12 protein-coding genes and 4 tRNA genes are annotated in these 15,862 nt (G+C 42.3%); 12 read left to right on the top strand and 4 right to left on the bottom strand.

The annotated features are described in order from the left end of the window. The first annotated feature begins 373 nt into the window (after positions 1-373). Entirely contained in the window at positions 374-1,393 is a 1,020-nt protein-coding gene (gene hemH, locus JMX91_RS04890) for a ferrochelatase (RefSeq protein WP_201547951.1), read from the top strand. A gap of 113 nt (positions 1,394-1,506) precedes the next feature. On the opposite strand, the gene JMX91_RS04895 is transcribed toward hemH, so the two are convergent. From JMX91_RS04895 to JMX91_RS04910, 4 genes are all read right to left on the bottom strand, one after another. After that, the gene (locus JMX91_RS04895; protein WP_201547952.1) at positions 1,507-1,944 is read right to left on the bottom strand and encodes a hypothetical protein; all 438 of its coding nucleotides are present in this window, start codon (positions 1,942-1,944) and stop codon (positions 1,507-1,509) included. Positions 1,945-2,228: 284 nt separating this feature from the next. After that, the gene (locus tag JMX91_RS04900; RefSeq protein ID WP_227679278.1) at positions 2,229-2,687 is read right to left on the bottom strand and encodes a hypothetical protein; all 459 of its coding nucleotides are present in this window, start codon (positions 2,685-2,687) and stop codon (positions 2,229-2,231) included. Positions 2,688-3,052: 365 nt separating this feature from the next. Further along, on the bottom strand, positions 3,053-6,031 hold the full coding sequence (polA, locus tag JMX91_RS04905; RefSeq protein ID WP_201547954.1) for a DNA polymerase I: 2,979 nt from the start codon (positions 6,029-6,031) through the stop codon (positions 3,053-3,055). 266 nt (positions 6,032-6,297) lie between these two features. Next, a complete protein-coding gene (locus tag JMX91_RS04910; RefSeq protein WP_191114742.1) occupies positions 6,298-6,711 on the bottom strand; it encodes an Ohr family peroxiredoxin in 414 nt (137 codons plus the stop codon). A 267-nt stretch (positions 6,712-6,978) separates the two neighbouring features. Here JMX91_RS04910 and JMX91_RS04915 point away from each other — a divergent pair, with 267 nt between their 5' ends. The 11 genes from JMX91_RS04915 to JMX91_RS04960 all read left to right on the top strand — a co-directional run. Next, entirely contained in the window at positions 6,979-7,881 is a 903-nt protein-coding gene (locus JMX91_RS04915; RefSeq protein WP_201547955.1) for a hypothetical protein, read from the top strand. Positions 7,882-8,086: 205 nt separating this feature from the next. Next, entirely contained in the window at positions 8,087-9,682 is a 1,596-nt protein-coding gene (locus tag JMX91_RS04920; protein WP_057758477.1) for a peptide chain release factor 3, read from the top strand. A 202-nt stretch (positions 9,683-9,884) separates the two neighbouring features. After that, positions 9,885-10,736, top strand: coding sequence for a DUF3298 and DUF4163 domain-containing protein (locus JMX91_RS04925; protein WP_201547956.1), 852 nt, complete (start codon positions 9,885-9,887; stop codon positions 10,734-10,736). A gap of 157 nt (positions 10,737-10,893) precedes the next feature. After that, complete coding sequence (locus tag JMX91_RS04930) at positions 10,894-12,270, top strand: FHA domain-containing protein (RefSeq protein WP_201547957.1); 1,377 nt, start codon at positions 10,894-10,896, stop codon at positions 12,268-12,270. A 174-nt stretch (positions 12,271-12,444) separates the two neighbouring features. Next, positions 12,445-13,941, top strand: a complete 1,497-nt coding sequence (trpE, locus tag JMX91_RS04935; RefSeq protein ID WP_201547958.1) for an anthranilate synthase component I — start codon at positions 12,445-12,447, stop codon at positions 13,939-13,941. A 192-nt stretch (positions 13,942-14,133) separates the two neighbouring features. Then, a tRNA-Thr gene (locus JMX91_RS04940) sits at positions 14,134-14,209 on the top strand. Positions 14,210-14,276: 67 nt separating this feature from the next. Then, positions 14,277-14,360 (top strand) — tRNA-Tyr (locus JMX91_RS04945). An 84-nt stretch (positions 14,361-14,444) separates the two neighbouring features. Continuing rightward, positions 14,445-14,518, top strand: a tRNA-Gly gene (locus JMX91_RS04950). A gap of 103 nt (positions 14,519-14,621) precedes the next feature. After that, positions 14,622-14,696 (top strand) — tRNA-Thr (locus tag JMX91_RS04955). Positions 14,697-14,905: 209 nt separating this feature from the next. Beyond that, positions 14,906-15,223, top strand: a complete 318-nt coding sequence (locus tag JMX91_RS13300; protein ID WP_227679280.1) for a DUF6122 family protein — start codon at positions 14,906-14,908, stop codon at positions 15,221-15,223. Between the two features lie 278 nt (positions 15,224-15,501). Then, positions 15,502-15,862, top strand: a 361-nt coding sequence (locus JMX91_RS04960; RefSeq protein ID WP_201547959.1) for a GTP-binding protein, incomplete at its 3' end; no start/stop codon positions are given.

Genomic DNA, 15,862 nt, shown 5'->3' on the forward strand with positions numbered 1-15,862 from the left:
ACTACAATCATCAATAAAATAAAAGCAAAATAGCACATTGCTAACAGGCTATTTTAGCTACACGGTTTTTATAAACTGGGCCTGCCTATTGTATGGTGATGCGCGTTGGAGTACAACCATCGTGCGCGCCTTTCGAGCGTAGTTTTTATGGAACATGCTTTATAAATGAATAACGAGTAAGCCGCCAGCATCAAGTAATCAATAGTTAATAAATAGCAACTGCGTATCAAATTGTATAGGGGCGCTTTTAGCCCGCGTCATTAATGGATAAAATGCTACACTAATGAGATGTCTATTCAACTATGTCTTAACAGTATCGTCTCTTATTACTTTGACCTAACCCTTAATAACTTACTGCTAATAAAGTGCTGCTATGAAACCTAAATTGCCCCCACGTATTGCCGTTTTGTTAGTGAATCTTGGTACACCAGATGAGCCAACGGCACCTGCCGTACGTCGCTACCTCAAACAGTTTTTGTCAGACCCACGAGTAATCGAGATTCCCAAATTTCTATGGGCTATTATTCTGAATCTATTTGTCTTGCCGAGTCGTCCTAAACGCGTAGCAAAGGCTTACGCTAGTATTTGGGAAGGTGACTCACCGATTCGTAAAATACTAAAAAGCCAAGTTGAGCTATTAGAACCACGTTTGGCCGATAGTGTGGCACCATTTCGTGTCTCTGTGCATCCTGCGATGAGCTATGGTAATCCTGGTTTGCCTGATGTCATGGATGCGCTACGCGGTGAAGGGGTTGATCACTTTGTCATTCTGCCATTGTTTCCGCAGTACTCTGCCTCTTCAGGCGGTGCGGTATATGATGCGCTGACGAAATGGACGCTCAAGCAACGCAACTTGCCAAATTATACGATTGTCAAAGACTACTTTGCTCATCCACTATATATTCAAGCTTTGGCCAACTCTATTCGCCGTTTTCAAGAGAAGCATGGCAAGCCTGAAAAATTGATGTTTAGTTTTCATGGTATTCCGCAGCCTTATGCTGATAAAGGTGATCCGTATCCTAAACGTTGTAAATGTACGGCTGCGCAAGTGGCGCATGAACTTGGCCTAACAAAAGATGAGTGGATTATCAGCTTCCAGTCACGCTTTGGTAAGCAAGAGTGGGTTAAGCCATATACTGATGTGGTGTTGGAAGATTGGGGTCAGTCAGGTGTGCGCTCGGTACAGGTAATTAGTCCGGCGTTTTCAGCAGACTGTCTAGAGACACTAGAAGAGCTAGCCATTGAAAACCGTGATAACTTCCTTAATGCTGGCGGGCAAGAGTATCATTATATCCCTGCATTAAACCTTGATGAGACACATATTGAGTTGCTTGAAGCGTTGAGCTTACCTTTGGTAAAAGGTTGGGCTGGCACGTTAGATGGATGGGTTTAGTTAGTCGAGAGTAGTTGTATTGGTGCGTTAAATAGTAGAATAAAAAAGCACGCTTAATATAGTTAAGCGTGCTTTTTTGGTTTAGAGGGGTAGGTCAACAATCGTATTAAGTTCTAAAAATCATCATCGTTGCTACGTTCGGCCGCTTCTCTATCAACAATATCCATCGCATCTGGATAATCGCTGTCATCGAGGTTATCCTGAACCAAAATCTCATCGACACGTGACTCATCGATATTTTGACGATGCGCAGGTGTTAGTCCTTGGGTCGCATCACTACCGACTTCTGAGTTATTAAATCCCGCACTATTATCAATCACATCATCGTTATCGATGGTATGCAGCATAGGATTGTCCAAATCAACCAATTGGTTGTCTGGTTCATCCTGATTATTGTTATCTAAGTTATCTAAGTTATCTAAGTTATCTAAGTTATCTAAGTTATCTAAGTTATCTAAGTTATCTAAGCTATCGACGTTGTCATTATTGTCACGACGATTACCGTCAATATGATCCATCTCTTCTGGAAGTGGGTTTTTTGAATTTTCCATGAGTAATTCCTTATTGTAGTTATTAGATGTCGCCATCATTAGGAGTAAAAATATCGCGCTGACTTGTTAAAGCATCGCTCATTGCAATGTAGATAATATGCTTCTCAGTTTGTACGCTTAATCAACTTTGCACTAGTAGTAAGGTGTGACAGGATGTTCAAAAAATGTAAGACGATAATTAGAACGCAAAACGGCTACTCAAGATGAGTAGCCGTAATTGTTTATAAAATTTCTACTAAGTCTTTGTACGATAGCAAGATTGCTAAATAATAAAACTTATAATTTTAATTATTGGCGTGGTCGAACTTGTAATTTAACTTCTGTACCAGACATGACTGATAGTCAGCCAGTTTAAATCGCCATAAATAGGTCAGGGCAATACCATAAATGGCAGTCTCAGCCAGCTCTTCGACAATTTCACCAAATGTATGCGGAAACATAATAGCGTTCTCACCCATGTATTGAATGATAGCCAGTACAGTAACGCTAAGATAGAGCGAAACGGGCACGTTTTTTAGCACTGCCCATAGGTAATGCCTCGAGTAGACCAGCAAACCAAGCGCGACGAGATAGATAACGGTAAGGACGCTGTCCTCCCACCAGTCATAAGACTGACCAAGCATCGAAAAATCGCTTGGAACCAGTAAGTCTAGTAGATAGTTCAACTCTCGACGAATGACAGAAACAAATATAAGTACTGCTGCTAGCCAAAAAGCCTTAATTTGTTTGACATGACTTTTCATAACATATTGTGAACTGCGCAATAGGCATATTATCAAAAGTATAATGCCAGGGACTTCAATGATGCCATCTGAACTCAAAATAACTGGCTCCTGCGTATCAAAAAGAATGTGTTAAAAACAAAAAAGTGAGCCCAAAGGCTCACTTTAAAGCAAAAAATATCGAATAGTTAGGGTTTAACAGATGACCTATTATAAACCCCGTACCTAGATATTACTGTTATGAAATATAACTAACTGGTCATAAGTGATTGTTAATATAAACAATATATAATGAATTATTGTAGTGTTAGTTATCAAAAACTGTCATATCTGCAAGGTACATCGATAATCATACCTTGCATGCTTGATAAAATGGCAGTTAGTGATTAGTGCGCCTCATCCCAGTTTTGACCGCTATCAGTCTCGACTAATAAAGGTACTGCAAAGTCTACATTCCAGCCTTTTTCTACTGCTGTAGTCGTCAATACGTCTTGCATAGCATTAGTAATTAGCTGGCTAACTTCGTCTACTTTATCGGCATCTACTTCAAACACCAATTCATCGTGAACCTGTAGCAGCATTTTGGCTTGTTCTTTTGGCAGCACTTTATCAACGGCAATCATAGCAAGCTTGATTAAATCGGCAGCAGAGCCTTGTAGTGGGGCGTTAATCGCCGCGCGCTCAGCACCTTGCTTGACCATACGATTACTATGATTGATATCAGGCGTATAGAGCTTACGGCCCAATATTGTTTCGACATAACCTTGTTCATAGGCGCTGGCACGAGTATTGATCATATAGTTTTTGACGCCTGGATAACGCTCAAAGTACATATCGATATAGTCTTGTGCCTCGCCGCGGCTCATCTGTAGCTGCTTGGCAAGTCCAAAGGCACTCATTCCGTATAACAGACCAAAATTAATGGCTTTAGCATTACGACGTTCGGTCGAAGTGACGTCTGCGACATCCTTACCAAGTACTTCGGCAGCGGTGGCCGCGTGAATATCTAACCCTTCGTTAAAGGCATGGGTTAGGTTTTTATCACCTGAGAAGTGCGCCATTAGACGCAACTCAATTTGTGAATAATCCGCAGCCAAAATAACGCGACCTTCTGGTGCGATAAAAGCTTGACGAATGAGACGACCAGTCGCAGTACGAATCGGGATGTTTTGTAAGTTAGGATCTGTCGATGACAAACGCCCAGTGCTCGTTAATGCCTGATGGTAGCTGGTATGTACGCGATCGGTTTCGCTATCCGCAACATTATCTAGCGCATCAGTATAAGTGCTTTTGAGCTTAGATAGTCCGCGATACTCTAAGGTAATATCGACCAATGGATGATCGATTTTTGATAGTACCGCCTCACCAGTCGAGTATTGACCAGACTTGGTTTTTTTACCACCAGCAACGCCTAGCTTTTCAAACAGCATCTCACCGAGCTGCTTAGGAGAGCCAAGATTGAACTCTTCACCAGCTACTTCATAAGCGCGTTTTTCTAGGGCGATAATTTCTTCATCGAAGCGTTTTGATAGCTCGTTCAAGAATGAACGTTTAATCAAAATGCCATGCGCTTCCATTTGGCAAAGTATCTCTGCCGTTGGAATCTCTAGCTCGTGTAGCAATTTGGCATTATTGGCATCGTTAGCCAGCTCAACGCTGAACACGTCAAATAATTGATAGGTGATGTCGGCATCTTCACAAGCATAGTCGCTCGCGATATCGATGGCCACTTGGTCAAAGGTAACTTGTTTAGCGCCTTTACCTGCTACATCTTCAAAGCTAATGGTTTGCGTTTGCAGATAATGGCGTGCCAAATCATCCATACCGTGGCGAGTGGCTGCCGCATTGATGACGTAGCTGGCAAGCATGGTGTCCATTGCCCAGTTATTTGGCTGCTCATGTATGGCGCCAACTAGGTCGATATCATAGTGAGCGAGGATATGCGCATCATACTTTAGATGTTGACCGATTTTACCGATATTTGGGTTCTCTAGTACAGGTTTTAAGCGAGCTAATACTGTATCGCGATCAAGCTGCTTGGCTATTAGCTCATCACCTTCTAGGCTATGCGTAAGCGGAATGTAATACGCTTCATGTGCTTGCAATGCGAAAGATAAACCGACGATTTGTGCATCACGCCAATGAACGCTAGTGGTTTCGGTATCAATGACAAAGTGCGGAGCAGCTTCTAATAGTTCTACCAAGCTATCAAACGCTGGCTTGTCGAGTACAGAGTGCCACGCTTTATCATGGTTAGTACTGTCTTTGATGCTGTCGGTATTGGTGGATTGGAGCGATTTTGCTACCTGTGCCTGTGACTCAGTATTGGCTTGGCTATCAGCAACACTTTTAGAGCCATTAGCAGGGTGATTGGGATGATCAAGCGATGCCAGCTCATTTCTAAACTCAAGCTCATTATATAAGTCGCGCAATTCATCTATATGCGCACAAGGATCGGTATTGATTTTTAGATCATTCCAATCTTGACCGATGGCTAAGTTAGTGACGATGGTAGCAAGCTTTCTGTTAAAAGGAATGTCGTCGGCGTGTTCAATCAGACCTTTCGCCCCGCGACCTTTAATAAAGCCGATATGCTTGAGCATATTTTCGATATCACCATACTCAACGAGCAGGTCTTTAGCGGTCTTTTTACCGATACCAGGTACGCCTTTAATACCGTCAGAGGCATCACCCATTAGCGTTAAGAAATCGATCATTTGGTTTGGGTTAATACCGAATTTATCGATTACCGCTGGTGTATCCGTGACTTTACCCGTAAAGCTGTCTTCCAGTATCACGCAGTCGTTGACCAGCTGCATCATGTCTTTATCACCCGTCGAGATGACCACATGATGACCTTGCTCGACAGCGCGATGGGCAAGTGTACCGATAATATCATCCGCTTCTGCACCTTCGATACGCAACAGCGGAATACCTAATGCGGTGACCAAACGATGAATATAAGGTATCTGCTCTACCAGCTCGACATCGATGGGCGGGCGAGCAGCCTTGTAATCAGCAGACATATGATGGCGAAAAGTCGGTGATTTGGTATCGAAGCAAACAGCCATATGAGTAGGGTGATAGCGACGCATCAGTTTTAGTAGTGCGTTGAGTGTACCGCGTATCGCATTGGTGATTAAGCCCTGCGAGTTTTGCATGGTTTTTGGCAAGGCGTGATAAGTGCGGAACAGATAATAGGATCCATCAACCAAAATAAAAGGCGGCTGATCTTTGTCTACATGACTGGTATTCATTAGCGCCACGTTAGGCATGCTATCGAAGTTCGGTAATGCTTTGGGGTCAAGCGCTTGGTGAGAGTTGTGGTCGTTATCGGTGGTATTGTCAGCTATGTCATCAGTCATAAAAGTCACTTATCAGCTATTAGATAAAAATATATACGCTTATTATAACGATAAAATTAGCGCGTGCCGAACTGCTTAACCGTTACGAGATGTTCTATCGTGTTCTTTTTTATTGAAATCTACACTGAGTTTTCGATATTTCATGTCTAGGATAAATAAATTGCTAAAAACAAAAAAAGAACCCAGATAATCTGAGTTCTTTTGGTATTGGATGACTATCGGCTATTTGTTATTAAATAGATGTTAATAACGAGTCTCTGAATGCATTATTTTACTTCTGATGAGACTTCGACATCGATGTTACCGCTGGTTGCTTTCGAATATGGGCATACTTCATGCGCTTTTTCGACCAATTTTTGGATCTCGTCAGCAGATAGGTCTGTATTATCAGCGATGACGTGAATTTTTACGGCAAGCTTATATTCATGATTGTCACCTTGTAGTAGGTCTACAGAGGTCTCAACAGTTGAGCCAAATGTTGCGCTTTCCATTTTCTTAACTACGCCTAAAGCGCCATCAAAACAAGCGCCATAACCCATCGCAAGTAATTGCTCAGGATTATTACCTTTTTCATTAGCGCCTGGTGGTACCATATTGATTTCAAGATCGCTATCGCTTAAGGTTGCTGTACCCATGCGGCCGCCAGTAACAGTAGATTTGGTAGAGTATAGAGATTTCATGACACATCCTTTGTTGTAAGTTTTAATGTTTATATTTAAGTGGTAAATCTTAATATGAAACTTAGCATAACAAATCGCTCACGCAGCTCAGTGCATAGAGAGTAAATATATACTGCTAGTTTGTAAATGAGATTTCGAGCTCAGTTTTATTCGTTTTTATATTTACAAGCTTATCTTATAGGCGTCAAAGAGGTACAATAGCGGTAATGAGCCATATATACGTTATCAGTACGGATAATAGAATCTGAATCATAAGGACATTGTTTGATGAATAGATGGATTGCGATACCTAGTGTTTGTTTTTTGACGACGATTGCTTTGATAGGATGCGAAGAAGAAGACGGCGCTTATGGGTCGGCTAGTAGCAAGATTACATTGACAAGTTTTGCTAATAGTTATGATAGCAAAGCCAATGCTACGGCAGTTGCGCGAATTGATGAAACGTATCGTACTGGTGCGCGCGAGATCAAAACAACCAATCTCATCAACAGTTATAGCAATCAAAGCCTGAATGATTTAGACAGAACCGTGCTAGCAGATGACTTCGAGGGTCGACTTGAAAATAAAGACATCGAGGTTGATAATCGGACGGTCAAACGCCCTATTTATGAAAAAAACACCAACAACCAGCTAGACTACCAAACCACTTATAAGACGCTTAACTTATCAGGGCTGCGTGCGAACAGCTATGTTGCTAGTACAAATATGAACAATAGATACGGTATTATTACCGACTTAAACAACTATTCTGAAATTCCGACCAATGTTGCTTTTCCTGAAGGATCGGTTTGTTATATCCCTGTGGTAACCAGTGAGCGTTCGTTTTTGGCATTTAATGAGAAAAACAAGACTGGTTACGCCTCAATAGAAAGATGGATTGAAGTGGCCAAAACCCGCTTTAGTGCAGATAGAGATCACAGAACTTCTCAGTTCGGAGTGGGCGTAGGCAATCAGCAACAAGCCGCGCAAGTTATGTTTTTTGAGTACGATGATCAGCCTGCTTATGAATATAGCGGTGTTGAATACGGAAAAGACGTCTATGAAGCAAACTATGTCGCCAAAGGTAGTACCGATCCGAACACAGACAGTCGTTTTGACGTAGTCGATTGTACAATCGTCAATGAAGTGGCTGGCGACTTCTTAGCTGAGCAAATCGAACGCTACTACTGAGATGAATTGATGGCTATTAGTCGTGCTACTCAAGCATGATAATCGCAATTAGAAAGCCAAAAAACACGCTTCGTTTAAATAACGGGGCGTGTTTTTTTATACGCTAATTCTGCACCCTGATGCTAAATCCGCTACAATACACCCATTATTTATTTTATTTGTTTAGAGTCACTTCTAAATCACATAACTGTTGAAGCTGAAAATTATGAGCGTAGATCCAAAGAAATTAAACAAAGAAGTTGCTAAGCGCCGCACCTTTGCCATTATCTCGCATCCCGATGCTGGTAAGACCACCATGACCGAAAAACTCCTGTTGTGGGGTCAAGCGATTCAGGTAGTGGGCGAAGTAAAAGGCCGTAAAACAGATCGTCATGCAACTTCAGATTGGATGAGCATGGAGCAAGAGCGTGGTATCTCAATCACGACGTCTGTCATGCAGTTTCCGTATAAAGACCACATGGTCAACCTACTAGATACCCCAGGTCACGCCGACTTTAGTGAAGATACTTACCGTACTCTGACCGCAGTGGATAGTGCGCTGATGATGGTCGATGGTGCAAAAGGTGTCGAAGAACGAACCATCAAGCTGATGGAAGTATGTCGTATGCGCGATACGCCTATCATCTCATTCGTCAACAAGCTAGATCGTCAGATTCGTGAGCCGCTTGAGTTGCTTAGCGAAATCGAAGCCGTTCTAAAAATCAAATGTATCCCAGTAACTTGGCCTATCGGTATGGGTCAAGACTTCATCGGTGTCTATCATTTGACTGAAAATAAAACTTACTTTTATGAAAAAGGTAATGGCGGCAAGATGACGGTCTCTGAGACCAGAGAAGGCTACGATTATCCAGATATCCGTGAGCGTCTAGGACAGTTGATGTTTGACGCTTTCGAAGAGTCGCTTGAGCTGGTACAGATGGCGCTAGAAGAGTTCAGTGTTGAAGCATTTTTGGCTGGCGAGATGACGCCAGTATTGTTTGGTACGGCATTGGGTAACTTTGGGGTAAACATGGTACTTGATACCTTGGTCAAATATGCACCGCCGCCAAAAGCCCATCCAACGACTGAGCGTGAAGTATCAGCCACCGAGACAGATTTTACGGGCTTCGTCTTTAAGATTCAGGCCAATATGGACCCGCGTCACCGTGACCGTATTGCGTTCTTGCGAGTGTGCTCTGGTAAGTACGAGAAGGGTATGAAAATGAAGCACGTGCGTCTGGGTAAAGACGTACGTATTGCCGATGCTCTAACCTTTTTAGCAGGTGACCGTGAGGCGCTAGAAGAAGCCTATCCGGGTGATATCATTGGCTTGCATAACCATGGCACCATCTCTATCGGTGACAGCTTCACTGAAGGCGAAGAGTTGAGCTTTACAGGTATTCCGCATTTTGCTCCTGAATTGTTCCGCCGTGTGGTGCTAAAAGATCCGCTTAAATCAAAAGCCCTGCAAAAAGGTCTTCAACAATTAAGTGAAGAGGGTGCAACGCAGGTCTTTATGCCGCAGATTAACAATGATTTGGTTTTGGGTGCGGTCGGTGTCCTACAGTTTGAAGTGGTCGCGCATCGTCTAAAAGAAGAGTACAAAGTACAATGTACCTTTGAGCCAGTATCGATAGCTACGGTACGCTGGATTCATTGCGATGACGAAGTAGCTTTGGCGAAATTTAAGAAAAAAGCCCATGACCAATTATCATTAGATGGTGGTGGTTATTTGACTTACCTTGCGCCATCACGCGTCAATTTACAGCTAATGCAAGACCGCTACCCAGAAGTGACTTTTAGTAGCACTCGCGAACATTAAATTTATTTATACGCTTATATCGTTTATTGATTAAGACACGCCAGCCGTGTCTTTTTTATTGCCTGTGTTTACGACTTAAGTAGTAAGAATCAGATATCCGTTCGCTTACACCACCTCAAAAACGTGAACAGTCTTCCTACAATACATTGCAATTGTTACGGTAGAATATTGAATGGCATTTTATATTTGTAAAAGAGGACATATGCATACTACGACTCAAACTGATGATAAATCTATATCGGCTGATCTATTTTCGATGAAGGTGAGTCAGGGACGTTCAATTGCTATGTTGACTGGCAGCCTACTGTTAAGTGCCGTTAGTATGTCGGTAAATGCAGGAAGTTTTATTAGCAGCACGGAGTATCTACCGTATCAACTACCCAGTAATATACAAGAGACGTGTGACAAGCGTGATAACTGTCCAGAGATTGAAATTAAATATCTCAAAAGCAGTCAAAACTGGATAGATGAGATTGCCAATGCCCGTATTGATAACTTAGTCGTCAATAGTCAGATGACAGAGTCAGCACCTATTAAGGGTAAAAGCAGCGAAAAAGAAGTTACGGATGCTCTTGATAGCTTTGTGAATTCACAATTTCAAGATATGTTTGATGATGTGTCGTGGGGTTATAATCTGATGGTAGCGCCCAATTATCTAGGTCATGTCGACGATTTTGAACTGTTTGATATTAGTTCCTATGTCTATACTGGCGGTGCACATGGCATGTCTTATAGCGAGTACCTAGTGTTTGACCCAAGTACCAAAAAGCAAGTCACGCTTGACGACATGCTTATATCAGGGCAAAAACCTCGTTTTGAGGCGCTTGCCTATGATGCTTATAAAACGTGGGTTAAAACGGTTGCCGAAGACGTGAGCAGTTATGAGAAAAACTGGCCATTTACGTTGAGCGATAATGTGACTTTGACAGATACAGGCGTTAGCATTCGTTATCAGCATTATTCTATTGGTCCATATGCTTACGGTATGCCTATCCTTAATATACCGTATAGCAAGCTTGATAAAGTTATAAAACCTCACTTTATACCAAAGTAAATACTGTATGGTGTTTGAGGAAGGTACTTAATAAACCGTGCTAGGCAAATATTATTAAAGAAATAGCGACAATACTTATCATAAATTGGCAGTAATATTTTAGAGTTATTATTTTTAGCCTCATTGGATATTCAATAGAAAAATAAGGAGTTATAACATGATAAACGAGACAGATAGTATGAATACGGCAGCAAGTACAACTTGGCAGCTGAATGCATTGACGGAAGCGCTAGGTGACCTAACACTGACAGTTAGTGATAGTTTATCTATAGGTCGTGGTAGTGATAACGACGTAGTGCTAGGTAGCAAGCAGGTTTCTCGCAACCATGCAGTGCTCAGTGTGCTAGATGGTCAGCTGTACGTGAAGGACTTAGATTCTTCTAACGGCACGTTTATCAATGAGCAACGTATTGCAGGTAATGAATCTAGTCATCTAAAAGCAGATGATACACTTGGCTTTGCAAGTTTTAGCTTTCAAGTACAGGCATCTACTGCGCCTGTGACGACGTCAGAGAGTGAAACGCTAGCGCCAGTGATCACAGAAGAGCCAGTAGTAGATACACATGAGAATGCTGACACGGCTACTGTGCTAGAAACTCCTGCTAGTGAACCTGTGACTGAAGAGCAAATAGTTGAAGAAAGCGTTCTTGAAGAAAGTTCGAGCAAAGAAGCTCTAATTGAAGAAGAGCCGATCATAGAGCAAACAGGCAACGAGCCAGTGATCAAAGAAACTGGCATCGAAGAAATGTTACCTGCTACAGATGATACTGTACCTGTAGAACCTTTATCTGTAGATACCAGCTCAAATATGACCGAAGACTCAGTCTCTTCTACGCACGAAACCGTTGAACCAGTTGTCGAAGAACCAGCTGTTGAAGAGCTAGCTACCGAGGAAGGCGTTTCTACAGAACCAGTTGTCAAAGAAACAGGTATCGATGAAGTACTGTCTGACGCGGATGCAGCATCGCCTACGTTAGTAGAAGAAATGCCAGTTGCTACAGAAGGGGTAGATGACACATCTGTACCAACAGCAACTGAAACAGAAGCTGGAACGACTACAGAGCCATCACAGGCAGCATCTATTGATAGTGCGCCAACGGTAGAAGATCAGCCAGTAATGCATGAAGAGCCAGTAATGCATGAAGAGCCAGTAATGCATGAAGAGCCAGTAATGCATGAAGAGCCAGTAGTGCATGAAGAGCCAGCAGTGCATGAAGAGCCAGCAGTGCATGAAGAGCCAGCAGTCCAAGACGAACACGACAAAACGACAAAAACAGAGTTACAAGAAGAAGCTGACCCTGAAGTTTTAAAAGCCAAACAAGCAGCTAGCGCCCAGTTTTCAGGCACAGCTAATTTAGGGCAGCCGCGCGATCTTGGTACCGAAGGCAATAATGCGATGGATCAAGAAATCAGCAACCCTGCTCATGCAGGTCATGTAGAGAAAAAAGCGAGCGGCGGCTGGTTTATATGGGTATTTGTGACCATTCTAATTATCGGTTTGGCCTTATGGTTGTTTAATATGGGCGGTGCATAATTTAATTCTACACTAGGTCTTTGTCGTAATTTTTGACAGAGGCCCTTGTGTGTGTACCGTTTTTTAAACAAATGACTCATTATAGCGTCGATATTTTAGCGAATATTGGCGCTATATTTTATAGAGCAGCTTATAGTTTTATCATTGCCTATAAGGTGCTAAGAGAGCGCTATTATGATGACTTTTGAAGAATACCAAGCTTTTAGAGATAGAGGCTTTAGTCACGCACCGCTAGTAAAAAAACGTCTGATGGATGCGCAGACTCCCGTATCTGTATTCTCCAAAGTACGTGATCTAAATGGCTCTGCCTATCTGTTTGAGTCTGTAGTAGGCGGTGAGCGCTGGGCACGATACTCCATGATTGGATTGGGTAGCGATCTGATTTTGCAGTACGCTGATGGCAATATGACGACTAAACGAAACGATCATATTGATACAGAGTCAGTAGAGAATCCCTTTGATTACCTGCGTGAGCTGATGGCACAATATCATATGCCAACCGCTGAAGATGTGCCGACGATGCCGAGCTTTAGCGGCGGTCTAGTCGGTTACTTTGGATACGATATAGTACGTGTTATTGAGCCAAGTGTCGGCTTATCTGATGCGCCCAATCCAATGTCGATGCCAGATATGTGGCTGATGCTTTCGATGAGCGTTATTGTATTTGATAATTTAGAGAATACGCTGTCAATCATCGTCTATGCTGATTGCCAGTCTGAGGATGGCTACAGTTCAGCTATTCGTGAGCTAGAACAAATCGAGGAAAAGCTAGCAGAACCATCCAATCTGCGTGCCCCTGTAATGCCTACGCCTAAATTTATATCGCAAACAGGTGCCGAAAAATACTGTAGCGATGTCAATAAAATAAAGGATTACATTGCCGCAGGTGACGTCATGCAGGTAGTGCCAGCGCAGCGCTTGACAGCGGACTATACAGGCGACTCTCTAGCCGTCTATCGTGCGCTTCGCTACCTAAACCCATCACCGTATCTGTTTTTGGTGCATGGCTATACACTCGATGATCACAAACGCTTTGATATTATCGGTGCCTCTCCTGAAATTCTATCCCGTATCGAAAATGGCAAGGTGACGGTAAGGCCGCTGGCAGGGACACGGCAACGTGGCCGAGATGAGGCTGAAGACCTAGCGCTTGAGCAAGAGCTGTTAAATGATGAGAAGGAAACAGCCGAGCATTTGATGCTCATTGATTTGGGTCGCAATGATATTGGCCGCGTTTGCGAGTATGGCAGTGTCAAAGTCACAGAAAAGATGTTTATAGAGCGCTACTCACAAGTAATGCACATCGCATCTAACGTTGAAGGTACGATACGAGCTGACAAAGATGCACTAGATGTGTTTTGCGCTACCTTCCCAGCTGGGACGTTATCGGGTGCACCCAAAATCCGTGCCATGCAAATTATCGATAAGATAGAACCAGTACGTCGAACGGTGTTTGGCGGTTCAGTTGGTTATGTAGGTTGGAATGGTAATATGGACACTGCCATTGCTATCCGTACTGCGGTGATGCGCCGTGGTGAGATACATATTCAAGCCGGAGCAGGAGTTGTTGCTGATTCTGTGCCAGAAAAAGAATGGGATGAAACCAATAAAAAAGCATTGGCATTAATAAAAGCGGTAGAAATGGCCTGTAATGGCTTGCGTATTCGCTAATTAAATAGCCAGTAATATGACAAAAATAAGGGCTGCAAGTAAAAAGCCAATTTATCGTCATATTTTTATTTATAAAAAAACGAGATTAATCAGTAACTTAAATATTTATATCAAATTAATTTAAAAAAAGATGAAAAAGTACTTGCGCATCTCAAAAAATTTGATAGAATAGCCACCACTTTAAGAGAACAAGCCGACTTAGCTCAGTTGGTAGAGCAACTGACTTGTAATCAGTAGGTCGCCAGTTCGATCCCGGCAGTCGGCACCATCTCTCTTAAAGTAGCTTTTTATGAATTTGTCTTAAATGTAAGTCATTTTTGTTCAAAGCAACCTAAGGTGGGGTTGGGGAGCGGTCAAACCCAACAGACTGTAAATCTGTCGCGAAAGCTTCGAAGGTTCGAATCCTTCCCCCACCACCATATTTTCTAAAGTTTGTCATAGCGCCAAGCATACTCTCTATATCTCATAACTCTCGATTAGAGTTATCCTGAATAAGAGTAAATGCGGGTGTGGTATAATGGTAACACCTTAGCCTTCCAAGCTAATGACGCGGGTTCGATTCCCGCCACCCGCTCCATATATACACCATCGCAAAGCATAACAATAAATCATCACGAGAGTCAGTAATTATTGCTGCATCGTGATATTTTTTTTAGTGCAAATCAAAGGTTTTAACATACGCTCATATAGCTCAGCGGTAGAGCACTCCCTTGGTAAGGGAGAGGTCTCGAGTTCAATTCTCGATATGAGCTCCATTTATTGTTTATACCTTTTATGCTTGTTTTGCTATTTATATAACTTTGCGTCGATATCGAAATTATAGAATATTGAAATATATAACAGTAGTGCGGTAGACAATGATTCAAAGGTGACACTGAGGTGTTGCCTTTTAGTGCTGTCAGTATATTAATAAATATTGGTTTTGATGGTCTTATATAGAGAAGACTAAAACTAATAGGTCAGTATGCAGACATTCATACATTATTTTTTGCACTTCGGTTTCCCTCTTTTTATCGCGATTGCGTTTTTTAGAAAAGAGTGGAAAAAAGCATATCTGATTTTGCTTGCGACCATGTTGGTTGATATAGATCATCTGGTAGCAAACCCAATATTTCAGGCAAATAGATGTAGCATTAATTTTCATCCGTTACATACTTATTATGCGATGCTAGTGTATTTTGCTTTACTCTTTCTTCGTAAGCCTTTTAACATCATTGGAATTGGATTGCTGTTCCATATGTTAACGGATTTTACGGATTGTTTGATGATGTCGGTCAGCTAATATCTCGACCTTGCATATCAAGATAATTATACGGTTATAAGAAAGGTTATAATCAATCGAGCTTTATATCTACTAGTTAGAGAGAAGTTGATTTCGATTGAGAGATGTATGACTATTTAAGACAAGTCAGCGTATAATAACGGATACAAGAATTAGTTCGGAGCATTGTTTAAGCAGTGGTTCGTGCGGTTGATAGCTAGGTTTATGATGATTTAATTCTATTATGAGCCATTAAACAGCTTTTTATTGATCATTCACCAAAAAAAGAGGAAATACCCATGGCAAAGGCCAAGTTTGAACGTAACAAGCCACACGTCAACGTCGGTACAATCGGACACGTTGACCATGGTAAAACAACCCTTACCGCTGCAATCGCAACCGTAGCTGCAATCACCTCTGGTGGCGAAGCCAAAGACTATGCGTCTATTGACTCAGCACCAGAAGAAAAAGCACGTGGTATCACAATCAACACCTCACACGTAGAATATGACACAGACAGCCGTCACTACGCACACGTAGATTGCCCAGGTCACGCCGATTATGTTAAAAACATGATCACTGGTGCGGCCCAAATGGACGGCGCAATCCTAGTAGTATCTGCAACTGACGGCCCAATGCCACAGACTCGTGAGCACATCT

The sequence above is a fragment of the Psychrobacter sp. Pi2-1 genome, from assembly GCF_904846645.1.
Taxonomy (GTDB): Bacteria; Pseudomonadota; Gammaproteobacteria; order Pseudomonadales; family Moraxellaceae; genus Psychrobacter.